The organism is Pseudonocardia sp. CA-107938, from assembly GCF_050936315.1.
Lineage (GTDB): Bacteria > Actinomycetota > Actinomycetes > Mycobacteriales > Pseudonocardiaceae > Pseudonocardia.
Map to the genome: position 1 here is coordinate 5,227,180 of NZ_JBNJNA010000001.1, position 23,782 is coordinate 5,250,961.

The following is a 23,782-nucleotide window of genomic DNA, read 5'->3' on the forward strand; positions in this document are numbered from 1 at the left end:
CCTCTCGTCAGGCTCGCTCGAAGCGCAGGGTGAGGATCTGGAAGGGGCGCAGCGCCACCTCGACGCCGCCGTCGACGAGCTCCGGGGGCTCCTCGTCGAACGGCCGCTCCAGCAGGTCGGTCACCGCGACCGACGCCGCCGCGAAGCCGAGCGCGAGCCGAGCCTTCGCCCGCGCGCCGTGGGCCTCGTACACGCGGACGACGACGTCCCCGGACGCGTCGTCGGCGAGCTTCACCGCCGAGACGACGACGCCGTCGTGGCTGGAGCTGACCAGCGGGACGACCGCGCCCGAGCCGGGCACCCGCCGCTCGGGCAGGTTGATGCGGAAGCCCTCGCGGGTCGCGCCGCCGACGTCGACGCCCGGCACCAGCGCGTACCGCAGCACGTGCTCGCCCTGGTCGGTCTCCGGGTCGGGGTAGCGCGGGGCCCGCAGCAGCGACAGCCGCACCGTGGTCGTGGTGCCGCCGTCGGGGCGGATCGCGCGCGCGACGTCGTGGCCGTACGTCGCGTCGTTGACGACGGCCACGCCGTACCCCGGCTCGGCGACGTGCAGGAACCGGTGCGCGCAGATCTCGAAGCGCGCCATGTCCCAGCTGGTGTTCTCGTGGGTGGGCCGGTGCAGGTGCCCGAACTGGGTCTCCGCCGTGGAGCGGTCGGCCCGCACGTCCAGCGGGAACGCCGCCTTGAGGAACGTCTCGGTCTCGTGCCAGTCGATCTCGGCGGTGCAGTCGACGCGCGGCGAGCCGGGGGAGAGGGTGATCGTCTGCACCGCGGTGGACGAGCCGAACGAGCGGCGCACCCGCACGCCGGCGGCCCCGTCGACCGCCACCTGCTCGATGCCGTCGACCTGGTCGAGGTCGGTGACGACCCGCCGGTACGTGTGGTCGACGTCCCAGGCGTCCCAGTGCGCCGGCAGGTCGGGGTGGATCTGCAGCAGGTTGCCGGCCGTGCCGGGCGCGATCGCCTCCCGCCCGGAACCCGCGTCGACGACGGAGACCAGCAGGCCGCGCTCGTCGACCCGGGCCGTGACCAGCCCGTTGTCGAGCACGTACCCGCCGCCGTCGGCGGCGACGGTCACCGGGTCGGTGGCCGCGGCCGGGGCAGCGGCGCCGGCGGCCACACCGGACCGCTCGTGCGGGGCTGCGTTGAAGACGAGCTCGCCGTCGCCGTCACCCGCCAGTGCCTGCTGCGCGGCGGCGATGATCGCCTCCAGCTCGCCGAACAGGCGCTGGTAGGTCTTGCGGCTCTCGCGGTGCACCCAGGCGATGGAGCTGCCCGGCAGGATGTCGTGGAACTGGTGCAGCAGCACCGTCTTCCAGATCTGGTCCAGCTCGGCGTACGGGTACGGGTGCCCGGCGTGGACGGCGGCGGTGGCGCTCCACAGCTCGGCCTCCCGCAGCAGGCTCTCGCTGCGCCGGTTGCCCTGCTTGTTCTTCGCCTGGCTGGTGTAGGTGCCCCGGTGCAGCTCGAGGTACATCTCGCCGACCCACACCGGCGCCTTCGGGTACTCCGCCAGCGCCTTCTCGAAGAACTGCGCGGGCGGCTCGATCTCCACCCGGGCCGAGCCCTCCAGGTTCTCCAGCCGGGCGGCCCGGCCCAGCATCTCCCGGGTGGGCCCACCGCCGCCGTCGCCCCAGCCGAACGGGACGATCGAGCGGTTGGCGCGGCCCTTGTCGGCGAAGTTGCGGACGAGCCTGCCCATCTCGTTGCCGGTGAACGCGGCGTTGTAGGTGTCGACGGGCGGGAAGTGCGTGAACACGCGGCTGCCGTCGAGCCCCTCCCACCAGAACGTGTGGTGCGGGAACGTGTTGAACTGGCTCCAGCACATCTTCTGCGTGAAGAACCACTTCGACCGCGACAGGTGCACCAGCTGCGGGAACGCCGCGGTGTAGCCGAACGAGTCCGGCAGCCAGATCTCCTCGGTCTCGATGCCGAGCTCCTCGAGGAAGAAGCGCTTGCCGTGGACGAGCTGGCGGGCCAGCGCCTCGCTGCCGGGCATGTTGGTGTCGGACTCCACCCACATGCCGCCGACGGGCACGAGCTGCCCGTTCGCCGTCTTCTCCTTCATCCGCTCCCACAGGTCGGGGCGGTGGTCGCGCATCCACTCCCACTGCTGCGCCGACGACATCGCGAACACGAGCTCGGGGTGGTCGTCCATCAGCGCGGTGACGTTCGCGATCGTGCGACCGACCTTGCGGACGGTCTCGCGCAGCGGCCACAGCCAGGCCGAGTCGATGTGCGCGTGCCCGACGGCGCTCACGCGGTGCGCGCTGGCCACGGCGGGGGCGGAGAGCGCGGGGGCGAGCACGGCACGGGCCGCGGCGGCCGTTGCGGGCACGTCCTGCAGGTCGAGGGTGCCGTCGAGGGCGTCCTCGAGCGCGCGCAGGATGTTCCAGCGCCGCGGGTCCTCGAACGCCAGCTCGTGCATCACGCCGTGCAGCACCTCGACGTCGTGGACGAGCTCCCAGACCTCCTGGTCGAAGGTGGCCAGCTCGATGCGCCGGACCCGGTAGAGCGGCTCGTCGCCCGCGGTCTCGACGTCGCCGAGCAGGGTCGGCTGGTTGTGCGACACATTCGGGTTGGCGGCGGCCTCGACGTACAGGTCGATGGTCTCGCCGCCCTCGGCCTTGTCGGCGATGCGCACCCACGTGTTCGCGGGGTTCAGGCCCTTGACCGCGGTGCCGTCGGGCCGGTGCACCAGGCCCTCCGCGGAGAAGCCGGCCTGCCCCTGGGCGAACCCGAGGTCGATCACGGCCTCGACGGCCTTGCCGGCCCACTCCGCCGGCACGGTGCCGGTGACGTGGAACCAGCTGGTGCTCCACGCCGGGCCCCACGGCTCGTTCCCCTCGAGGGGGCGGTAGGTCGCCGCGATGCCCTCGGCGGCCGGGACGGGTTCGCCGGGCGCGTGCCAGACCTCCGTGTGCAGGGGCGCGGTCTCGCCGTAGACCGCGGGGCGGACGCGCTCCCGCAGGATCCGGTCGATGCGGGCTTCGACCAGTAGCCGGTCGTCGTGCATGCGGGCTCCTCGTCGGGCCAGGGTTCAGCATTGAGCTGGTCGGACAGGCACGGGCGACGTTAGATTCAATGCTTTAATGCGTCAATGGTCGTTCTCCGTGACCGGCCGTGCAACCTGAGTGAGCGGGAGGAGGCGCCATGGAGCCGCCGCGCGGGGTGTCGCTCTTCGCCTGGGTCAAGCAGGAGCTGCTGGACTCGATCGCGCGCGGCGAGTTCACCGCCGACCAGCCGTTCGTCACGCAGCGGGAGATCGTCGAGCGGTTCGGGGTCTCCACCACGACCGCTGTCCGCGCGCTGAACGAGCTCGTCGCGGAAGGGGTGGTGGTGCGCAGGCGCGGCCGCGGCACGTTCGTCGCGCCGCGCCCGATGCCCGCCCGGGCGCCGTCCGGGGTCGGCCGCACCATCGCCTACGTCAGCCCCGATCCCGGCAGCGGCCACGAGTCCGTGCTGCTCGCCGGGCTGTCCGGGCAATGCGGCGAGCTCGGCCTCCGCGTCACCATCGAGCACACCCGCGACGTCGACCACGAGACGCAGGTCCTGCGCGCGCTCACGTCCGGGGCGCAGCCGGTGGACGGCGTCGTGTTCTTCCCGCGGGAGCGGTCCCTCGCCGCCGGGGTGGTGGAGGAGCTGCGCCGCGCCGGGCTGCCCGTCGTGCTGGTGGACCGGTACTTCCCCGGCACCCCGACCGACGCCGTGCTCTTCGACGACGAGGCAGTCGGCCACGACGTGACCGTCGCGATGATCGAGCGCGGGCACACCGGACTCGCCGTGCTGTGGAGCGAGGTGGAGGTCACCAGCGTCCGCGACCGGCTGGCCGGGCACCGCCGCGCCCTGCGCGAGCACGGCCTGGCCGAGCTGCCGGAGTGGTCGGCGCTGCGCACCTACAGCCGGCTGGGCCCGGACGCCCGCCAGGAGCGGCTGCTGGACTGGCTCCGCTCCGAGACCCGGCCGACGGCGTTGATCGGCGGCAACGCCCCGACGGTCGCGATGGTCGTGCACGACCTGCTCGGGCTGCAGACGGGCTTCCCCGGTGCGCTGGAGATCGCCAGCATGGACCAGTCGCTGCCCTTCGACGCGTCCTCGCCGCTCACCGCCGTCGCGGCCGGGCTGCCGACCCGGGCCATGGGGCAGGAGGCGGGCCGGCTCGTGGCGGCACGGCTGGACGGCGACACCTCCCCGCCCCGGCACGTCGTGCTGGCGGCCGAGCTGCAGGTGCCCGACCGCGGCCACAACACCCTCGGCGTGATCGGGGCTGCCACCAGCTGAGGGCAGCCGGTTACAACACTTGTGGTGAAAAATACCACAGGCGTAGTATGACGTCGTGGCGAACCGACGTGAAGCGCTGCTCGACGCGGGCGTCCGCGTGCTGGGCGGCCACGGGATGCGCGCGCTGACGCACCGCGCCGTCGACGCCGAGGCGGGCCTCCCGGCCGGCGCGACCGCGAACTACTTCCCGAGCCGGGAGCGGCTGCTCGAGGCGATCGTCGAGTGGGTCTCGGAGCGGGAGCGCGCCAACTTCGACGAACTCGCGAGGTCGACGTGCCCGACGACACCGGCGGAACTGGCCAGGGTCGTCGCCGCGGCCGTCCGCGGCGCGGCCGGTGCGCACCGGCACCTGACGCTCGCCCGGTACGCGATCCTCGTCGAGGCCGGGCACAACACCGCCATCCGTCGGCGCGTCGCCGAGACCGGCGACACGGTCGGCGCCTGGTTCGCGGCCTGGATGCGGCTCATCGGCTCCCGCGATCCCGACCACCTGCACCTGGTGGGCGACTACGTCACCGGGCTGGTCCTGCACCAGCTCGCCATGCCGGACCCGACGTTCGACCCCACCGACAAGATCACCACCTTGCTGGAGTCCCTCGTCGAGCCGGCCCGTAGCGGCGCGCCATGAGCAGCCGCGACATCGGAGGGAGCGGCCGGATGGATCGCACCGAGGCCTGGACGGCGATCGACGCCCATCGGCGGGAGATCGTCGCGCTGCTGGAGAGCCTGTCGGCCGAGGAATGGCAGCAGCCGTCACTCTGCGCCGGCTGGACCGTGCGGCAGGCTGCCGCGCACGTCGCCCTGCAGAACACCCCCTGGACGCAGCTGCCCCGCGCGCTGGTCGACGTCGCCCGCCACGGCGGGATGAACGGAGCGATCCACGCCGTGGCGTGCCGCCACGCGGAACTGCCCGTCAACGTCCTCGTCGACGAGATCCGGGACCGCATCGGCGTCTGGCAGGCGCTGCCGTCGGTGACCTACCACGAGACCGCGATCGACTACCTCGTGCACGGCCAGGACATGGCCCTGCCGCTCGGGCGCGCCCTCCCGATGCCGGGGCGGCTCGCGGCGCTCGCGGCGGACCGGGTGTGGTCGAGCGGGCGGATGTTCCACGCGCGGCGCAGGTACGCCGGCTACCGGTTCGTGGCCGACGACGTGGACTGGGCCGTCGGGGAGGGCCGTGAGGTCCGCGGCCCGATCGGCGCCCTGCTCCTGCTCCTCACGGGCCGCGTCGCCGCGCTCCCGGAGCTGACGGGACCCGGGGCGGCCGCGCTGCGCGCCCGTCCGACGTCGCCGGCCTGAGGAGATGCTCCCCACCGCGCCTCGCACGGCCCTCCTCGGCGCCGCCGCCGTCGAGGACGCCCACTTCGCCGAGCTCGTCGCCGCCCAGCTCGGCGAACCCCGGGTGGTGGTCCTGACCTGCGCGGTCGCCACCCATCCGTACGACCGACCGGCGATCACGACGGCGGCTCGCCACCTCGTCACCGGCACCGCCGAGACCCTCGACGGTCGAGTGGTCGAGTTCGGCTTCTTCGTCAAGGTCGTCCACGCGTACCGGCGCTCGCCGCTGCGGTTCGCGGTGCCCGCGCACCTTCGGGAACGAGCTGCCGAGCTGGTGCCGTGGCGCACCGAACCGGACCTGTACCGCTCCGAGCTCCGCCACCGCCTGCCACGCGGCCTCGCGATGCCGCGCCCGCTCGCCGTCCACGACCTCGACGACGAGTCGGCCGCGCTGTGGCTGGAGCGGGTCCCGACCCGCCCGCAGCGGTGGGACGTCGCCCGCCACGCGCGGGCCGCCCACCTCATGGGACGGTTCGCGGCGTCCCCTGCCGTGGCGGCGCTGGTCACCGCGGTCCACGGCGCCCGCACCCCGCGCGTCTACGCCGACGGCTGGTTGGCCGGTGTCGTGCAGCCGGCGTTCTCCGCGGCCGACCTGTGGGCGCACCCCCTCGTCCGGGACGCGTTCGACTCCTCGCTCCGGCGCCGGATCGACGCGGCGTTCGAGGCCCTGCCGGCGCTGCTCGACGAGCTCGACGAGGCGCCCGTCGCGTCGGCGCACGGTGACGCCTGCCCGGCCAACCTGCTGGTCGCCACCGATCGTGCGGACCTCGTCATGGTGGACCTCGGCTTCTGCGGCCGGGCCCCGCTCGGCACCGATCTGGGGCAGCTCGTGCTCGGCGAGGTGGCGGCCGGACACCGACCCGTCGCCGAGCTGCCCGCGCTGGAGACGGCGTGCCTGGACGCCTACGCGGCCGGCGTCGCCGCCGAGGCCGGTGCCGTGGACGCAGCCCGCCTGGAGCGCATCCACGCCGTCCTGATGACGATCTTCGCGGCGCTGCCGGCGGTGCCGGTGGAGCACCTCGACGACGAGCCGACCCCGGCGCTCCGCGCGCGCGTCCGCGGCAGGGCGTCGGTGGCCCGCTTCGTGCTGGACCGGCTCCACCGCACGCGCAGGTACGGTGCCGGACGTAGCCACGTTGGGCCGGATGCGTGATTGCCACCTGATCGGGTGCATGGTGGCGCCGCGCAGCGGGTACACCCGGTCATGGCAGGTGAGCACGACGCTGGCGACGTCCCCGACGGTGGGGTCGGTGAAGCAGGACCCGTGTCCCGGCAGGCAGCCGACGACGTCGCGCAGGTGATGCGCGGGAAGCGCTGGCTGCAGCGGGTCGTCGAGCTCGCCGACGCGGTCGCCCCGATGGCCGTCGAGCCGGGCGCCGGGTCGAACCCTGCTTCCAGGGCTTCCTGACCGCACGCCGCCCGTGTGAACAGCGTCACACCGGCCAACCTCTCCCTCTGCTGCGCGATCGATACCGGTGTCGCCGTCGCAGCCGGTGAGGGGAGGGCTGCGGCGGCGACGCGCCGGTACGGTCCGGCCATGGGTGACGACCGACGTGATCCGCGGGTGGACGAGTACATCGACGCGCTGCTGCCCTGGCAACAGGCGATCTGCCGGGAGGTCCGCGAGCTGGTGCTCGCCGCGGACCCCGAGGTGACCGAGACGATCAAGCGCACGGTGCAGCCGTACTTCGTCTGCCACGGCAACGTCGCGGCGCTGCTCGCGACGAAGAAGCACGTCAACGTCTTCCTCTACGACGGCGCGATCGTCCCCGACCCGCACGGGATCATCACGGCCGGGCACGACAACGCCACCGCGCGCACGGTCGCCGTGCAGCCGGGCGGCACCGTGCCGGCCGCGCCGCTGCAGCAGATGTTCCGCGACATCATCGCCAACAACCGGGCCGGCGGCTGGCGGAAGATCAAGAAGGCGGCCGCCGGCCCCTGAGGGCGGAACCGGGTCGCCGCGCGGCATACGCTGTGCAGGTGACGGCGCAGCCGGCACCGGAGGGGGTGCCCGACCTGGTGGCGCCGATGCACGTCTCGGCCGGGTCGGGTCAGCCACCGGTCGGGCCGGACTGGGTCGTGGAGCTCGCCTGGACCGGGCACCGCTGCATCGCCTACGTCGATCCGGCCCGCGAGGCGGGGCGCCGGGTCCGCCTGATGTCCGCCAAGGACGTCTCCATGACGGCGGCGTACCCCGAGCTGGCGGCCCCGCTGGAGCGGCATTGCCCGCCCGGCGGCATGGTCCTCGACGGCACCGTCGTCGCGCGCGGCGAGGAGCACGCCCCCCGCGCTCGCCGGCTGGCCCGGCGCAGCGGCCGGCACAAGCCGAGCGAGGCGCACATCCGGCGGGTACCCGTCGACTTCCAGGTGGCCGACCTGCTGTGGCTCGACGGGCACAGCACGGTGGAGCTGCCCTACCGGGACCGCCGGGCCCTCCTGGACGGCCTGGGCTTCGACACCGCCCCGGTCTGGAGCACGTCGCCGTTGCCGCTGTCGGAGCTCGACACGATGCTGCGGATCGCCGACGCGAAGGGCGTCGACGCGCTGCACGCCCGGCACCTCGGTGCCCGCTACCGGCCGGGCGGCCGCTCCCCGCTGTGGGTGAAGGTGCCGGTGCCGCGCGTGCGCCAGGTCGTGGTGGGCGGGTGGACGCCCACCGACGTGCACCGCCCGGACACGATCGCGAGCCTGCTGCTGGGCGTGCCGGACGGAGCGGGCGGCCTGCGCTACGTCGGCCGCGTCGGGGTGACGGGCGAGCACCGCAGGCGGATGTCGGCCCTGGTGCAGCTGCGCAGGCCGCTGTCGCCGTTCTCGGGGGCCGTGCCGAACGAGGTGGCCCGGCACGCCGTCTGGGTGGCGCCGGAGCTGGTCGGCAGCGTCGAGTTCACCGGCTTCAGCGCGGGCGGGCGACTGCGGCTGCCGCGCTGGTTGGGGCTGGTCGATCCGGCCGAGCGGCTCGACCCGGCGGACCTGCGCGACCGCGGTGAGGCCGGCGACACCGGGCGCTGGGCGCGACCCGAGTCGGTGCCGCGGGCCGAGCCGGAACCCGCGCCGGCGCCGACCGAGGCGCCGCCCGAGCCCGAGCCGGTCGCCGACCCGGGTCCGCCCACGCAGCCGGTCGATCCACCGGTCGAGTCCTCGCGGCGGCTGGAGCAGCACTTCGTCTACAACGCGCTCAACACGATCGCCGCGCTCATCCGCACCGATCCCGGCCGGGCCCGCGAGCTGCTGTTCGGGTTCGCCGACCTGTCCCGCGCCGCCGACCAGCCCGGCGACGCCTGGACTCGCCTCGGCACCGAGCTCGACGCCGTCCGCGGCTACCTCGCGCTGGAGCAGGCCCGGTTCGGCGCCCGCCTGCGCGTCGAGATCGACGTGCCGCAGCACCTGCACGGGCTGTCCGTGAGCCCCATGGCGCTGATCTCGGCCGTGCGGGACGCGGTGCAGCGCGACATCGAGCCGCTGCCCGAGGGTGGGGTGCTGAGCGTGCGCGCCGATCCCGTCGAGGCGGGGGAGCGCTGCGAGGTGCACGTCCAGGGCGGGGAAGGCGCGGCGGTGGCAGTCGTCGCGCAGCCGCTCGACCTGTCTGTGTGACCGTTCCACCATGGTCGGTACCGTGCGCGCATGCTCGGGCTGCCCGACGGTACGCGTGCGTGCCTCTTCGACCTCGACGGCGTCCTCACCGACACGGCCAGTGTCCATGCGGCGGCCTGGAAGCAGATGTTCGACGACTACCTGCGGATGCGTGCGGAGCGGGACGGCACCGAGTTCCGCCCTTTCGACGTGAAGAGCGACTACGGGCCGTACGTCGACGGCAAGCCGCGCCTGGAGGGGACGGACTCGTTCCTGCGGTCGCGCGGCATCGAGCTGCCCCGCGGCGGCCCGGACGACGCCCCGGACGCCGAGACGCTGACCGCCCTGTCCACGAAGAAGAACGACCTGGTCCAAGAGAAGATCAGGACGGTCGGCGTGGACGTCTACCCCGGCTCGGTCGCGTACCTGCAGGCGGTGAAGGCGGCCGGCATCGCGACGGCGGTGGTGTCGTCGTCGGCGAACGCGGCGCAGGTGCTCGACGTTGCCGATCTCGCGCAGTACATCGACACCAGGGTCGACGGGGTCACCGCGAAGGAACGGGGGCTGACGGGCAAACCGGCGCCTGACACGTTCCTCGCCGCGGCCGCCGACCTCGGCGTCGACAAGGAGGCGGCGGTGGTGTTCGAGGACGCGCTGGCCGGTGTGGAGGCCGGCCGGGCGGGTGGCTTCGGCTTCGTGGTCGGTGTCGACCGGCTCGGGCAGGCCGACGCACTGCGCGAGCACGGCGCCACCGTGGTCGTCTCGGACCTCGCGGATCTGCTGGAGGAGAGATGAGTCCGGACCCGCGACCGTTCCTGGTCGAGCCGTGGCAGGTGCGCGAGCCGCGGCTGGACCTGGCCGCGCTCGGGCAGGCCGAGTCGGTGTTCGCCCTGTCCAACGGGCACATCGGGCTGCGCGGCAACCTCGACGAGGGCGAGCCGCACGCCACGCCGGGCACGTACCTGAACTCGTTCTACGAGAAGCGGCCGCTGCCGTACGCCGAGGGCGGGTACGGGTATCCCGAGTCCGGTCAGACGATCATCAACGTCACCAACGGCAAGCTGATCCGGCTGCTGGTGGAGGACGAGCCGTTCGACCTGCGCTACGGGCAGGTGCGCCACCACGTGCGGACGCTCGACCTGCGTGCGGGCACGTTGACGCGCGAGGTGGAGTGGGTCTCGCCGGCCGGGCGGGCGGTGAAGGTGCGCAGCGTGCGGATGGTGTCGCTGACGCAGCGCGCGATCGCCGCGATCCGCTACGAGGTCGAGGTGCTCGACGAGCCGGCACTGCTGGTCGTGCAGAGCGAGCTCGTCGCCAACGAGCAGCTGCCGGCGAAGACGGGCGGCGACCCGCGGGTGGAGGCGGCGCTGACCGATCCGCTGGTTGCGGAGTTCCACCGGGCCGGCGAGACCAGCGCGACCCTGATCCACAGCACCCGCCAGTCCGGGCTGCGGATGGCCGCCGCGATGGACCACGAGGTGCGCGGGCCGAAGGGCACGCAGATCTCCACCGAGGCGTTCGAGGACATCGCCCGCACCACCGTGATCACCCGGCTCGAACCGGGCACCACGCTGGCCGTCGTCAAGTACCTCGGGTACGGCTGGTCCTCGCAGCGCTCCCAGCCCGCGCTGTACGACCAGGTGCGCGCCGCGATCGCCGCCGCCCGCTACACCGGCTGGGACGGGCTCCTCACCGAGCAGCACGAGTACCTCGACGAGTTCTGGACGACCGCCGACATCGAGCTCGACGGCGACGCGGAGCTGCAGCAGGCCGTCCGGGTCGCGATCTTCCACGTCCTGCAGGCGACGGCGCGGGCCGAGCGCCGCGCGATCGGCGCGAAGGGGCTGACCGGCGAGGGCTACGACGGGCACACGTTCTGGGACACCGAGACGTTCAGCCTGCCGATGATGTCGTTCCTGGTGCCGGAGGCGGCGGCGGACGCGCTGCGCTGGCGGCAGTCGATCCTGCCGCTGGCCAGGGAACGCGCCGAGCAGCTGGGCCTCCAGGGCGCCGCCTTCCCGTGGCGGACCATCCGGGGCCACGAGTGCTCCGGGTACTGGCCGGCGGGCACGGCCGCGTTCCACATCAACGCCGACATCGCCGACGCCGTGCGCCGGCACGTCGCCGCCACCGGGGACAAGGTCTTCGAGCGCGAGGTCGGGCTGGAGATCCTCGTCGAGACGGCCCGGTTCTGGCGGTCGCTCGGCCACCACGACGCGTCGGGCGAGTTCCGCATCGACGGCGTCACCGGGCCCGACGAGTACACCGCGATCGTCGACAACAACGTCTACACGAACCTGATGGCGCAGCTGAACCTGCGCGTCGCCGCCGACGTCGCCGGCCGGCACTCGCGGGCGGCGCACCGGCTGGGCGTCAACGCCGAGGAGATGGCGAGCTGGCGCGACGCCGCCAAGGCCATGCGCATCCCGTTCGACGACGTGCTCGGCGTGCACCCGCAGGCGGAGGGCTTCACCCACCACCAGCAGTGGGACTTCGAGGGCACGCCCCCGGAGAAGTACCCGCTGCTGCTGAACTTCCCGTACTTCGACCTGTACCGGAAGCAGGTCGTGAAGCAGGCCGACCTGGTGCTGGCGATGCAGCTGCGGCCCGACGCGTTCACCGACGAGCAGATGCGCCGCAACTTCGCCTACTACGAGGCCGTCACGGTGCGGGACTCGTCGCTGTCGGCGTGCACCCAGGCGGTGGTCGCGGCCTGGACGGGGCACCTCGACCTCGCCTACGACTACCTGGCCGAGTCGGCGCTGATCGACCTCAACGACCTCGCCGGCAACTCCGATCACGGCGTCCACATCGCGTCGATGGCCGGCACCTGGACGGCGCTCGTCACCGGGTTCGGCGGAATGCGCTGCGACAACGGTGGCATCGCGTTCGCGCCGCGGCTGCCGGCCGCGCTGACCCGGATCTCGTTCGGGCTGTGCTGGCACGGCCGCCGGCTGCGCGTCACGCTGACGCCGGAGGAGGCGGAGTACCGGCTGGTCGACGGCCCGCCGATGCGGCTGGCGCACCACGGCGAGCCGGTCGCGCTCGCCGCGGAGCCGGTGGTGCTGCCGATCCCGCCGGCCATGCCGGTCGACCCGGTGGAGCAGCCCTACGGCCGGGCACCGCGCGCGCGGCACCCCGGAAGCTGACCGTGGGGAGCCCCGTCGAGAACGGTCGCCAGGAGGGGCCGCTGCAGCGGGCCGACCGGAACCTCATCGAGCTGCTCCAGGAGCTGCGCGTCGCGCAGACCGGGGTGCAGATCCTGTTCGCGTTCCTCCTGTCGCTGTCGTTCACCGACCGCTTCTCCGCGCTCGACGACGCGCAGCGCGTCATGTGGGTGGTGACGCTGCTGCTCTCCGTCGTGACCACCGGGCTGATGATCGCCCCGGCCGCGGTGCACCGGCGCACCTTCGCCCGCGGCCGCAAGGCCGAGACGGTCGCGCTGGGGCAGCGGCTGTTCACGTACGGGCTGGGCACCCTCGCCCTGACCCTGGCCGGTGCGGTGCTGCTGGTCCTCGACGTCGTCGTCGGGCGGACCTTCGGCATCGTCGTCGGCGCTGGCACGGCGCTGGTGCTGGGCGGGCTGTGGTTCGTGCTGCCGCTGCGCCTGCTGCGCGGCGCGGCACCTGCTCAGTAGCGCATCGGCCGCGTACTGACGAACGTCCAGGCGTGCGCCACCCGCCCGTCGCGGACGGCCAGCACGTCGATGCCGCCCGCGACCGCCCGGCCGTCGACCACGCCCTGCCAGAGCAGCGCCGCCGTGCCGCGCGCGACGTCCAGCACGGGCTCGCGGTGCGGGACGAGCGTCAGCCCGGTGCGGGTGGACCGGAACCGCTGCGCGTAGGCGGCCATCGCCTCCGGGCCGCGGACCTCGTCGGCACCGTCGGGGTTCCTGGCCAGCCAGATCGACGCGTCCGGGGTGACGACGTCGGCGGGGCGGGAGGTGTCGCCGTTCCACAGCGGGGTCCAGCCGGCGACCGCTGCGGCGAGGTCGGCGCGCGTGGCGCCGCCGGCCCCGGCGATGTCGGGGGTGGGGGCGCGCCGCTCTCCCACGATCGTCCAGTTGTCGGCGACGAGGCCGTCGCGCAGCACGCAGACGTCGGCACCGGTGAGGACGGTGCCGTCGCGCAGCGTGGCGTCCCACGTGTAGGCGAGCCGGTCGGCGCCGTCGATCACGAGCGTGCGCGGCGCGAACCGGATGCCGCGCTCCTGCTGGTAGGCGGCGACGAACTGCTGGGTGGCGCCCGGGCCGACGACGTCGTCCAGGCCGGCTCGGGTGCCGGCCCACTGCCGGCCGTCGGGGGCGATGAGGTCGTGGGCGAGTGCGGCGTCGTCGCTCCACATCGCGCACCAGGTGTCGGGGATCTTCTCCGGGTCGGTCATGGGCACAGCCTCGGACCCGTCGGCGACACCGTCCTGTCGGTGTTTCGACCCGGTTTCTCAGTCGTGCAGCGGGCGGGCCCCGATCCGGCGCAGTTCCGGCGCCAGGTCCACCTCCCGCTGCGGCACGGGTTCCGCGGTCGCGCACGCGGCGACGATGCGGTCGAGGCGGAACGCGCGCACGGCCGTTCGCAGCCGGCACCACCCGAGCACGTACCAGCCCTCCGTGCCCCACAGCACCCCGAGCGGCTCCACGGTGCGGCGGCTCTCCTGGCCGGCGCGATCGACGTAGGTGACGTCCAGCACGCGACCGGCGACGACGGCGTCGGTGATCTGGTCGGCAGCCGGGGAGGTGGGCCCGTGCGGGGCCTGCGCGTCCAGCCGGAACACCTGACCGGTGAGTCGGCCCTCGGTGCGCCGCACGTCGGCGGGGAGCGTGGCGAGCACCTTCTGCGCGGCCGAGCGGGCGGCCCGGTCGAACGGCGAGCCCGCCGCGGTGCGCAGCGCCACCGAGATCGCGAGCGCCTCGGCGGCCGTCAGGGCCAGCGGCGGCAGGGTGCGGTCGCGGTCGAGCGCGTACCCGCCGGTGCGGCCCGGCTCCGCCCAGATCGGCACGCCGGACTGGCGCAGGGCGTCCAGGTCGCGCTCCACCGTCCGGATGCTGACCTCGAACCGGTCGGCCAGCCAGCGCGCGCTGCGCGGCCGGGGCGCCACCGCCCGGAGCTCCTCGACCAGCGCGTACAGCCGATCGGTCCGGTTCACGGTCGACAGGCTACGGACCCATCGCGCCGCGGCCTCCGCGTACCGCTGGTAAGTTGGTCAGTCTGCTTCCTGGAGCGACGGCGTGAAGGTGACCTGCCGGTGTCGAACCGCACTACCCCGACCACACCCGACACGGACGACGGGATCGAGCACGAGCGCGGCTACGTCGAGATGCTGTACCGCCATCTCGACGACCGCCGCGCCGAGACCGCCCGCCGGCTGGAGTCGGTCCTGCACGACGAGACGGTCGGCACGCCGCAGGCGTTGACCGAGCGCGACGCCGCGGCCGCCATGTACACCGACCGGCTCGCCGCGCTGCGCGCCGCCGAGCACGGCCTGGTGTTCGGCCGCCTCGACACCGACGAGGGCGAGCGCCGCTACATCGGCCGGCTGGGCATGCTCGACGAGCAGAACGAGTACGAGCCGATCCTCATGGACTGGCGGGCGCCCGCGGCGCGCCCGTTCTACACGGCCACCGCCGCGTCGCCGGAGGGGATCCGGCGCCGCAGGCACCTGCGAACCCGCCGCCGCGAGCTGCTCGCCGTCGACGACGAGGTGCTCGACCTCGACGACCCGACGGCCGCCAACTCCTCGCGCAGCGGCCTGACCAGCGAGGCCGCGCTGCTGGCTGCAGTCGGGGCGAGCCGCACGGGGCGCATGGCCGACATCGTCGCCACGATCCAGTCCGAGCAGGACGCGATCATCCGCTCGAAGCCGTCCGGCGTGCTGGTGGTGCAGGGCGGTCCGGGCACCGGCAAGACGGCGGTGGCGCTGCACCGAGCCGCCTACCTGCTCTACACGCACCGCGACCGGCTGGCCCGCCGCGGCGTGCTCGTCGTCGGCCCGAACCCGACGTTCCTGCGCTACATCGGCCAGGTCCTGCCGTCGCTGGGCGAGACCAGCGTGGTGCTGGGCACCGTCGGGCAGCTGTTCCCGGGTCTGGACGCGCGGCGCGCCGAGCCCGTCGCCGTGTCCGAGGTGAAGGGCCGGATCGAGATGGCCGCGGTCATCGCGGCCGCGGTGCGCGACCGCCAGCAGCTGCCGCGCAAGCCGATCCGGCTCGTCGTCGAGCAGCAGGAGGTGCGCCTCGACCGCGACGTCGTCGGCGCCGCGCGCACCCGCGCCCGGCGCTCGCGCAAGCCGCACAACGAGGCCCGGCGGATCTTCCGCAAGGAGGCGATCCGGCTGCTCGCCGAGCAGGTGGCGCGCAGCATCGCCGGTGCCGCCGGCACCCGCGGCCTGCTGGACGCCGGTGATCTCTCCGACATCCGCGACGAGCTGGGCGAGAGCCCGGAGCTGGCCCGCGAGCTGGACGCGCTGTGGCCGACGCTGTCGGCGCAGGAGCTGCTCACCGACCTGTTCGCCGACGAGCGCAGGCTGAACTCCGTCGCCCGCCGGCTGCCGGCGCAGGACCGGGCGCTGCTGCTGCGCCCGAAGCCCGCTCCGGACGCCGATCCGAGCACGGTCTGGTCGCCCGCCGACGTCCCGCTCCTGGACGAGGCCGCCGAGCTGCTGGGCGACGACGGTTCCGAGGCGGCCGCGCGGGAGGCCGAGGCGCTGCGCGAGGAGATCAGCTACGCGCAGGGCGTGCTGGACGTCCTCGACCTGGAGGAGGACCTCGACCCCGAGCTGCTCCGCGCCACCGACGTCGTCGACGCCGACCGGCTGGCCCAGCGCCAGGCCGTCCGGCGCTGGGACTCGACGGCCGACCGGGCCGCCGCCGACCGGGAGTGGACCTACGGCCACGTGATCGTCGACGAGGCGCAGGAGCTGTCGCCGATGGCGTGGCGGCTGGTGATGCGCCGCTGCCCGAGCCGGTCGATGACGATCGTGGGCGACATCGCGCAGACCGGTGACCTGTCCGGCTCGTCGTCGTGGCAGGAAGCGCTCGGCCCGTACGTGGCCAACCGGTGGCGGCTCGAACAGCTCACCGTCAACTACCGCACGCCGGCCGAGATCGCCGCCGTCGCCGACGACGTGCTCGCCGTGATCGAGCCGGGGCTGGCGGCGCCGCGGTCCGTGCGCAGCACCGGGGTGCCACCGCGGGCGGTCGCCGTCGACGCCGGCACCCTGGAGGACGCCGTCGCGAAGATCGTGATGGAGGAGTCGGCGGAGGTGGGGGAGGGACGCACCGCCGTGCTCGCCCCGCTGGCGCGCGTCGAGGCGTTGCACGAGCGGATCGTCGGTGCCCCGGAAGGCGGCGAGGTCGACCTGGAGGCCCCGGTCGTGGTGCTGCCCATCAGCGCGGCGAAGGGCCTGGAGTTCGACGCGGTCGTGCTCGTCGAGCCGGCGGAGGTCCTCGCGGAGAGCCCGCGGGGCGCCAACGACCTGTACGTGGCGCTCACCCGATCGACCCAGCGCATGGCCGTCGTGCACGCCGAACCGCTGCCGGCGATGCTGCACCGCCTGTCCTGATCAGGCCCGCCGTTCGATGAGAGCGGCGAGCCCGTCCAGGGTGCGGGCGAGGCCGAACGCGAAGGCGCGCTCCGCCGAGTACGCGGCCTGCTGGTGCTCCCCGGCGGCGGCGCCGACCCGCGCCGCGAGGGGGACTGCGGACGGGTCGAGGTAGCCGGCCAGCCGGGGCCCGGCGTGCGCCCAGAACTCCTGGGCGGCCGCGGTGGTGGGGGTGCGTCGTGCGCGGTCGGCGGCCGACCGGACGTAGTCGAGCACGAACGACAGCGCCGCGTCGCGCTCGACGTCGGTGAGTCCGGTGCCGTCGAACGCGCGCAGCTCACGGTCGTACTTCGCGATCGTGCCGGGGCCGACGGCGACCCGGTCGTCGACGGCGTCGAGCAGCCACGGCCTGGTCCGGTACAGCTCGTGGTTGGCCTCGGCGACGGCCCGGACCCGGTATCGCCAGCTGCCCTCGACGGTGCTCGGCGGCATGGCGGCGTGCGCCGCATCGACCATCAGGACGATCAGGTCGTCCCGGCTCCCGACGTAGGTGTACAGCGACATCGGGGGCACGTCGAGCACAGCCGCGACGTCGCGCATGACGACGGCGGCCAGGCCGTCGCGGTCGGCGACGGCGAGTGCGGCGTCGACGATCGCGGACACGCTGGTGCGCCGCTTGGGGCCGCGCCGGCTGGGCGGCGGGACGGCCGGATGGTCGCGCCAGAGCAGGTCCGTCAGGTCGGGTGGCACGCCGAGCCCTTTCTCCGTACGTTGTATATCGTACAGCGTACAGAATAACTGGAGGTGCCCGTGCCCGTCACATCGGCCGCCGTGTCGCTCAACGTCCCCGACGTCGTCGCGTCGGCGGAATTCGCGAAGCGGCACTTCGGGTTCGTCGAGATCATGGCCACCGACGGCGTCGAGTCCTTGCGCCACGAGGCCAGCGGGCTGCAGGTGATCTTCCTGCGCACCGGGCTGACCACGTTCAAGCCGGCCGACATCGCCGGCTCCGCAGGGGAGGGCCTGCTGGTCGTCCTCGTGCTGGACGAGGGTCTCGACGAGGAGTTCGCCCGCATCGCCGCGGCCGGCGCGCCCGTCGCCACCCCGCCGGAGACCGAGCCGTGGGGCGAGCGCTACTGCCAGTTCCGCGACCCGAACGGGATCGTGTGGCAGCTGGTGCAGTGGGTGTGACCGGCCCGGTGATCGGCCGGGCCGGCCACGGGATCACACCGGGGTGACGTAGGCCCCGCTGATGCCGCCGTCCACCAGGAACGTGCTCGCGGTGATGAACGACGCGTCGTCGCTGGCCAGGAACGCGACGGTGGCCGCGATCTCCTCGGGCTGCGCGAACCGGCCCAGCGGGATGTGCACCAGCCGGCGCTGCGCGCGCTCCGGGTCGGCCGCGAACAGCTCCTGCAGGAGCGGGGTGTCGACCGGCCCGGGGCACAGCGCGTTGACCCGGATGCCCTCGCGGGCGAACTGCACGCCCAGCTCGCGCGACATCGCCAGCACCCCGCCCTTGGACGCGGTGTAGGAGATCTGCGAGGTCGCCGCGCCCATCACGGCCACGAACGACGCCGTGTTGACGATCGCGCCCTTGCCGGCCCGCTGCATGTGCGGGATCGCGGCGCGGCAGCACAGGTACACCGAGGTCAGGTTGACCTCCTGCACCCGCTTCCACGCCTCCAGGCCGGTGGTGAGGATCGAGTCGTCCTCCGGCGGGGAGATCCCGGCGTTGTTGAACGCGACGTCGACCGAGCCGTACGTCTGCGCCGCTGCGTCGAACAGCGCGTTGACCTGCTCCTCGGACGTCACGTCGGTCTGCACGAACAGCCCGTCGACCTCCTTGGCGGCGGCCTCGCCCGCGACCGGGTCGACGTCGCCGATCACGATCTTGGCGCCCTCCTGCGCCAGTCGCCGCACCGATGCCAGCCCGATGCCGCTGCCGCCGCCGGTGACGACGGCCGTCCTACCCTCGAACCTCACGCTTGCGTCCTCTCTCGTGCTGCGGCGACCAGAGCGCCGAAGAGCCGGGGATCGTCCTGCTCGGGATGCCACTGGACGCCGACGACGAAGGGGTGTCCGTCCAGCTCGACGGCCTCGATCGTGCCGTCGGCCGCACGGCCGGTGACCGTCAGACCCGCCGCGAGCCGGTCGATCGACTGGTGGTGGTGGCACTGCGCGGTGACGGACGGGCCGAGCGCGGCGGCGACCCGGCTGCCCGGTTCGAGCGCGATCTCGACCGTGCTGAACACGCCGGGCGCGACGTTGTGCTTCTCGTGGCCGACGACGTCGGGCAGGTGCTGGTGCAGCGTCCCGCCGAGGGTGACGTCGAGCAGCTGGTGTCCGCGGCACACCGCGAGCAGCGGGATGCCGCGGTCGAGTGCCCGCTCGATGATCGCCTGCTCTGCGGCGTCGCGCTCGGGACGCGGTGCCCCGGTGCGCGGGTGCGGCAGGGCGCCGTAGCGGTCCGGGGCGACGTCGGGACCACCGGAGATCACGACGGCGTCGAGCCGGTCCACGGCCGCGGCGGCCGCGACCAGCGGCGGGACCAGCACCGGCACCCCGCCGGCGGCGACCACCGAGTTCGGGTAGGTGTAGGGCAGCAGCACCGACTCGGTGTCCCAGACGCCGTACTGCGCCTGCTCGCCGTAGGCGGTGATGCCGACCAGCGGGCGCGTTGCATCAGAGCCGCTCGAAACCACGCCGCCGCTCCCAGTCCGTCACCGCCGAGTCGAACGCCGCCAGCTCGATCCGGGCCGCGTTCGCGTAGTGGTCGACGACCTCCTGCCCGAACGCGTCCACGGCCGCCGTCGAGCCGGAGAACAGCTCCGCGGCCTCGCGCAGGGTGGTCGGCACCCGCGGCGCGTCGCTGGTGTAGGCGTTGCCCGTGAACGCCGGCTCCAGCGGCAGCTCGTTGTCGATGCCGTGCAGGCCGGCCGCGATCAGCGCCGCGACGCCCAGGTAGGGGTTCATGTCGCCGCCGGGCACCCGGTTCTCCACGCGCAGCGACGGGCCGTGCCCGACCACCCGCAGCGAGCACGTGCGGTTGTCCAGGCCCCACGCCACCGCGGTGGGCGCGAACGAGCCCTCCGCGTACCGCTTGTAGGAGTTGATGTTGGGCGCGAAGAGGTAGGTGAACTCGCGCAGGCACGCCACCTGGCCGGCGAGGAAGTGCTCGAAGAGGGAGGAGAAGCCGTGCTCGCCGTCGCCGGCGAACGCGTTGCCGTCCTCGCCGCGCAGCGAGATGTGGATGTGGCAGGAGTTGCCCTCGCGCTCGTCGTACTTGGCCATGAACGTCAGCGACATCCCGGCCTGGTCGGCGATCTCCTTGGCCCCGGTCTTGTAGATCGAGTGGTTGTCGCAGGTGGTGAGCGCGTCGGAGTAGCGGAACGCGATCTCGTGCTGGCCGTAGTTGCACTCGCCCTTGGCCGACTCGACGATCATGCCCGCGCCCGTCATCCCGTTGCGGATGCGGCGCAGCACCGGCTCCACGCGCGCGGTGCCGAGCATCGAGTAGTCGACGTTGTAGAGGTTCGCGGGCCGCATGTTGTGGTAGTTCGCCTGCCACGCCGCGTCGAACGTGTCGGCGAAGAGCATGAACTCCAGCTCGGTGCCGACGTCGGCGACCAGACCACGGTCGGCCAGCCGGTCCAGCTGCCCCTTCAGGATCTGCCGCGGCGACGCGACGACGGGCGAGTCGTCGCCCCACACCGCGTCGCACAGCACCAGCGCCGTCGCCTCGTGCCAGGGGACCAGTCGCAGGGTCGCGAAGTCGGGGCGCAGCACGAAGTCGCCGTAGCCGCGCTCCCAGCTCGACATCGCGTAGCCGTCGACGGTGTTCATGTCGACGTCGACGGCGAGCAGGTAGTTGCACGCCTCAGCAGCGTGCGGCACGACCTCGTGCAGGAAGTACTGCGCCGCGCACCGCTTGCCCTGCAAGCGGCCCTGCATGTCGGTGAACGCCAGCAGCACGGTGTCGATCCGGCCGTCGTCGATCTGCGTGCGCAACTGCTCGAGCGTGAGCATCCCCTGCCTCATGGGGCGCACACTACGGGCCGCGTTCCGGGTGGTCGGCGGGTACGGCGAGTCCTTTGCGGAGGGTCGTCGACCGGCCGCGCTCGGTGTTGCGTACGACCGGGTGATCGTGGCCGGTTCACGCACCGCGGCGGACCGTCGGCGAGATCCTTCTGGGATGCGCTCGTCGATCAACCTCGCCGTCCAGGCGGCCGTCCTCATCGCCGTGCTGCTGATGCGGGCCGCCCAGCCGGGCTGGCTCCTGATCATCTTCGTGCTGACCGTCGTCGGCCCGGTGATCGTGCTCGCGCAGGTCGTCGTGGCGGTGTTCGCGCTGCGCAGTCGGCGTCTGCCCGTGGCGGTCGCCGTACCGTTCGCGGTCGCGGCGGCGAGCCTGCTGGCGGCGAACCTCCTGCTCGCCGACATGGACGACGCGCGCGAGTTCCCCAGCCCGCTCGAGACCGTCGTCGGCCCGCTCCCCGACGCCACCGACGTCGGCGGTCCGCTGCTGCTGGTGTGGGCGGCGGCGATCGTCTGGGTGCTGGTCGCGATGATCGTGAAGAGGGCAGCGTTCCGGCGCGGGCCGCGCCGCGCCACGTAGGCTCGCCCGCGTGACCGATCTTCCGGCCCGCGCCCGCATCGTGATCATCGGCGGAGGCGTCGGCGGCGCCTCGATCGCCCACCACCTCGCCGAACGCGGGGAGACCGACGTCCTGCTGATCGAGCGCTCCGAGCTCACCAGCGGCTCCACGTTCCACTCGGCCGGGCTGGTCGGCCAGCTGCGCTCCGACCCGGCGCTCACCCGCATGAACGTGCACTCCGCCCAGCTCTACCGCGACCTCGACGTCGGGTGGGTGGAGACGGGCTCGCTGCGCCTGGCGTCCAGCCCGGAGCGCATGGAGGAGATCCGTCGCCAGCACGGCTGGGCCAGCCGGGCCGGCCTGCCCCTGGAGCTGATCTCCGCCGACGAGGCGCGCGAGCTGTTCCCGCTGATGAGCACGGACGGCGTGCTCGGTGCGGCCTTCACCCCGACCGACGGGCAGGTCGACCCCTCCCGGTTGTGCATGGCGCTCGCCGCGTCGGCGCGGGCGCGGGGTGTGCGGATCGCGCAGCACACGCGCGTCGTCGCGATCGACACCGCCGAGGGTCGGCACGGACGGTCGGTCACGCGGGTCCGCACCGACAATGGTGACGTCGAGACCGCGATCGTCGTCGACGCGGGCGGCATGTTCGCTGCGCAGATCGCCGAGCTGGTCGACGTGCGGGTGCCGGTGGTGCCGATGTCGCACCAGTACGTCGTCACGGCGCCGCTGCCGGCCGGCTCGCTGCCCGAGGGTCGGGTGCTGCCGTCGCTGCGCGATCCCGACCTGCTCGTCTACTACCGCCAGGAGATCGACGGTCTCGTCATGGGCGGGTACGAGCGGCAGTCGGCGCCCGCGTGGGCCGATCACCGCCCGCCCACGGACTTCAACGGGAAGCTGCTGTCCCCGGACTGGGACCGGTTCGCCGAGATCGTCGAGAACTCGCAGGTCCGGGTGCCGGTGCTGGCGCAGACCGGCGTCCAGTCGATGATCAACGGGCCCGAGGCGTTCACGCCCGACAACGAGTTCTGCCTGGGCGAGACCGAGGTGGCCGGGTTCTTCGTCGCCGCCGGGTTCTGCGCCCACGGCATCGCCGGAGCGGGCGGGATCGGCCTGGTGATGGCCAACTGGATCGTCGACGGCGACCCGGGCATGGACCTGTGGCACATGGACGTGCGCCGATTCGGCCCGCAGTACCGCTCACCGCGCTACACCCTCGCCACGGTCACCGAGAACTACGAGAGCTACTACGACATCCGCTACCCCGGCACCGAGCGGGCGGCCGGACGGCCCCTGCGCACGTCACCGGCGTACGCCTGGCACGCCGAGCACGGCGCGGTCTTCGGCGAGAAGGCCGGTTGGGAGCGGGTGAACCACTACTCGGCCACCGGATCCGAGGAGCTGCGGCCGTCCGGCTGGGCGGGCCGGAACTGGTCGCCGAGCGTGGAGGTCGAGCACGTCGCCGTCCGCGAGTCGGCGGGGATCTTCGACGAGTCGTCGTTCGCGAAGATCGAGATCACCGGCCCGGACGCGGCGTCGTTCGTCGCGCACGTGTTCGCCGGCCAGGTCGACCGCGAACCCGGCACGTGCACCTACACGCAGGCGCTCAACGAGCGCGGGGGCATCGAGGCCGACGTGACCGTCACGCGGTTCGGTGAGCACCACTTCTCCCTCGTCACAGGCACTGCGTTCGGCCCGCACGACCTCGGCTGGCTGCGTCGCCAGGCCCGGCTCACCGGCGCCGACGTGCACCTCGAGGACGTGACCGCGGCGTGGGCGTGCTTCGGCATCTGGGGTCCGCGGTCGCGCGAGCTGCTCGCCCCGCTGACGCCGGCGTCGCTGGAGACCTTCGACTTCCCGTACCTCACCGCGCAACGGACCACCGTCGCCGACGTGCCGGTGCGCGCCCTGCGCGTCACGTACGTGGGGGAGCTGGGCTGGGAGCTGTACTGCCCCACAGAGTTCGGGGCCGCGCTGTGGCGCGAGCTGGCCGCCACCGGTGCCACTCCGGGCGGGTACAAGGCGATCGAGAGCCTGCGGCTGGAGAAGGGCTACCGCGCCTGGGGCACCGACATCGGCCCGGAGACCACGCCCGACGAGGCGGGTCTGCGTTTCGCCGTCCGCGACGGGGGCGGGTACGTGGGCGCCGCGGCCCTCGCGGCCGCGCGGGAGCAGGGGGTCACCCGCCGCATGCGCGCGCTCGTCCTGGACGACCCGCGCGCGGTCGCGCTCGGCGGCGAACCCGTCCGGTTCGGCGACCGCGTGGTCGGGCAGGTGACCTCCGGCGGCTACGGCTACACCGTCGCCCGCTCCATCGCCTACGCCTACCTGCCCGAGGACGCGTGGGACTTCGGCACCCGCGTCGAGGTCGCGGTGGACGGCAACCCGGTCGGCGCCGAGGTGGCGCGCAGCCCGCTCTACGACCCGAAGGGGGAGCGGGTCCGCGCCTGACC

Annotated in this window: 21 protein-coding genes; 14 read left to right on the forward strand and 7 right to left on the reverse strand. The window is 73.6% G+C overall.

Annotated elements, in window-relative coordinates:
* Nucleotides 1-7: 7 nt before the first annotated feature.
* Complete coding sequence (locus tag ACQEVB_RS25815; RefSeq protein WP_432976119.1) at nt 8-3,016, reverse strand: alpha-mannosidase; 3,009 nt, start codon at nt 3,014-3,016, stop codon at nt 8-10.
* A 137-nt stretch (nt 3,017-3,153) separates the two neighbouring features.
* Between ACQEVB_RS25815 and ACQEVB_RS25820 the strand changes: the two genes are divergently transcribed.
* The 10 genes from ACQEVB_RS25820 (at nt 3,154) to ACQEVB_RS25865 (ending at nt 12,832) form a co-directional block, all read left to right on the forward strand.
* Nucleotides 3,154-4,281, forward strand: coding sequence for a LacI family DNA-binding transcriptional regulator (locus ACQEVB_RS25820; RefSeq protein WP_432976122.1), 1,128 nt, complete (start codon nt 3,154-3,156; stop codon nt 4,279-4,281).
* A gap of 55 nt (nt 4,282-4,336) precedes the next feature.
* A complete protein-coding gene (locus ACQEVB_RS25825) occupies nt 4,337-4,909 on the forward strand; it encodes a TetR/AcrR family transcriptional regulator (RefSeq protein ID WP_432976125.1) in 573 nt (190 codons plus the stop codon).
* Between the two features lie 29 nt (nt 4,910-4,938).
* The gene (locus ACQEVB_RS25830) at nt 4,939-5,583 is read left to right on the forward strand and encodes a maleylpyruvate isomerase family mycothiol-dependent enzyme (protein ID WP_432976128.1); all 645 of its coding nucleotides are present in this window, start codon (nt 4,939-4,941) and stop codon (nt 5,581-5,583) included.
* A 4-nt stretch (nt 5,584-5,587) separates the two neighbouring features.
* Nucleotides 5,588-6,775 (forward strand): phosphotransferase, encoded by a 1,188-nt coding sequence (locus ACQEVB_RS25835; RefSeq protein ID WP_432976131.1) that lies wholly within the window; start codon nt 5,588-5,590, stop codon nt 6,773-6,775.
* Nucleotides 6,776-6,886: 111 nt separating this feature from the next.
* The gene (locus ACQEVB_RS25840; protein WP_432976134.1) at nt 6,887-7,030 is read left to right on the forward strand and encodes a hypothetical protein; all 144 of its coding nucleotides are present in this window, start codon (nt 6,887-6,889) and stop codon (nt 7,028-7,030) included.
* Between the two features lie 129 nt (nt 7,031-7,159).
* Nucleotides 7,160-7,567, forward strand: coding sequence for a DUF1801 domain-containing protein (locus ACQEVB_RS25845; protein WP_432976137.1), 408 nt, complete (start codon nt 7,160-7,162; stop codon nt 7,565-7,567).
* Nucleotides 7,568-7,605: 38 nt separating this feature from the next.
* Nucleotides 7,606-9,216, forward strand: coding sequence for a histidine kinase (locus tag ACQEVB_RS25850; RefSeq protein WP_432976140.1), 1,611 nt, complete (start codon nt 7,606-7,608; stop codon nt 9,214-9,216).
* A gap of 30 nt (nt 9,217-9,246) precedes the next feature.
* Entirely contained in the window at nt 9,247-9,990 is a 744-nt protein-coding gene (locus tag ACQEVB_RS25855; protein WP_432976143.1) for a beta-phosphoglucomutase family hydrolase, read from the forward strand.
* Nucleotides 9,987-12,344: a glycoside hydrolase family 65 protein gene (locus ACQEVB_RS25860; protein WP_432976146.1), complete on the forward strand. Its 2,358-nt coding sequence runs from the start codon at nt 9,987-9,989 to the stop codon at nt 12,342-12,344. The genes ACQEVB_RS25855 and ACQEVB_RS25860 overlap by 4 nt, the downstream gene beginning before the upstream one ends.
* A 2-nt stretch (nt 12,345-12,346) precedes the next feature.
* Nucleotides 12,347-12,832, forward strand: a complete 486-nt coding sequence (locus ACQEVB_RS25865; protein WP_432976149.1) for a DUF6328 family protein — start codon at nt 12,347-12,349, stop codon at nt 12,830-12,832.
* On the opposite strand, the gene ACQEVB_RS25870 is transcribed toward ACQEVB_RS25865, so the two are convergent.
* Both ACQEVB_RS25870 and ACQEVB_RS25875 read right to left on the reverse strand, forming a co-directional pair.
* Nucleotides 12,826-13,578, reverse strand: coding sequence for a nuclear transport factor 2 family protein (locus tag ACQEVB_RS25870; RefSeq protein ID WP_432976152.1), 753 nt, complete (start codon nt 13,576-13,578; stop codon nt 12,826-12,828). The genes ACQEVB_RS25865 and ACQEVB_RS25870 overlap by 7 nt on opposite strands.
* Nucleotides 13,579-13,635: 57 nt before the next feature.
* Nucleotides 13,636-14,337, reverse strand: coding sequence for a helix-turn-helix transcriptional regulator (locus ACQEVB_RS25875; protein ID WP_432976155.1), 702 nt, complete (start codon nt 14,335-14,337; stop codon nt 13,636-13,638).
* Nucleotides 14,338-14,508: 171 nt separating this feature from the next.
* On the opposite strand from ACQEVB_RS25875, the gene ACQEVB_RS25880 reads away from it, so the two are divergent.
* Nucleotides 14,509-16,752 carry a HelD family protein gene (locus ACQEVB_RS25880; protein ID WP_432980570.1) on the forward strand — a complete coding sequence of 748 codons (2,244 nt, stop codon included), beginning with the start codon at nt 14,509-14,511 and terminating at the stop codon, nt 16,750-16,752.
* On the opposite strand, the gene ACQEVB_RS25885 is transcribed toward ACQEVB_RS25880, so the two are convergent.
* Nucleotides 16,753-17,481 carry a TetR/AcrR family transcriptional regulator gene (locus ACQEVB_RS25885; RefSeq protein ID WP_432976158.1) on the reverse strand — a complete coding sequence of 243 codons (729 nt, stop codon included), beginning with the start codon at nt 17,479-17,481 and terminating at the stop codon, nt 16,753-16,755.
* A 60-nt stretch (nt 17,482-17,541) separates the two neighbouring features.
* Between ACQEVB_RS25885 and ACQEVB_RS25890 the strand changes: the two genes are divergently transcribed.
* Entirely contained in the window at nt 17,542-17,922 is a 381-nt protein-coding gene (locus ACQEVB_RS25890; RefSeq protein ID WP_432976161.1) for a VOC family protein, read from the forward strand.
* 33 nt (nt 17,923-17,955) lie between these two features.
* Here the strand turns inward: ACQEVB_RS25890 and ACQEVB_RS25895 are convergent, their stop codons facing one another.
* The 3 genes from ACQEVB_RS25895 to ACQEVB_RS25905 are packed head-to-tail and all read right to left on the reverse strand — an operon-like array spanning nt 17,956 to nt 20,760.
* Nucleotides 17,956-18,717 (reverse strand): 3-oxoacyl-ACP reductase, encoded by a 762-nt coding sequence (locus tag ACQEVB_RS25895; RefSeq protein ID WP_432976164.1) that lies wholly within the window; start codon nt 18,715-18,717, stop codon nt 17,956-17,958.
* The gene (locus ACQEVB_RS25900; protein WP_432976167.1) at nt 18,714-19,436 is read right to left on the reverse strand and encodes a gamma-glutamyl-gamma-aminobutyrate hydrolase family protein; all 723 of its coding nucleotides are present in this window, start codon (nt 19,434-19,436) and stop codon (nt 18,714-18,716) included. The genes ACQEVB_RS25895 and ACQEVB_RS25900 overlap by 4 nt, the downstream gene beginning before the upstream one ends.
* Nucleotides 19,417-20,760 carry a glutamine synthetase family protein gene (locus ACQEVB_RS25905; RefSeq protein ID WP_432980573.1) on the reverse strand — a complete coding sequence of 448 codons (1,344 nt, stop codon included), beginning with the start codon at nt 20,758-20,760 and terminating at the stop codon, nt 19,417-19,419. The genes ACQEVB_RS25900 and ACQEVB_RS25905 overlap by 20 nt, the downstream gene beginning before the upstream one ends.
* Nucleotides 20,761-20,926: 166 nt before the next feature.
* Between ACQEVB_RS25905 and ACQEVB_RS25910 the strand changes: the two genes are divergently transcribed.
* The gene (locus ACQEVB_RS25910) at nt 20,927-21,349 is read left to right on the forward strand and encodes a hypothetical protein (protein WP_432976170.1); all 423 of its coding nucleotides are present in this window, start codon (nt 20,927-20,929) and stop codon (nt 21,347-21,349) included.
* A 10-nt stretch (nt 21,350-21,359) separates the two neighbouring features.
* Nucleotides 21,360-23,780: a GcvT family protein gene (locus ACQEVB_RS25915; protein WP_432976173.1), complete on the forward strand. Its 2,421-nt coding sequence runs from the start codon at nt 21,360-21,362 to the stop codon at nt 23,778-23,780.
* Nucleotides 23,781-23,782 lie beyond the last annotated feature (2 nt).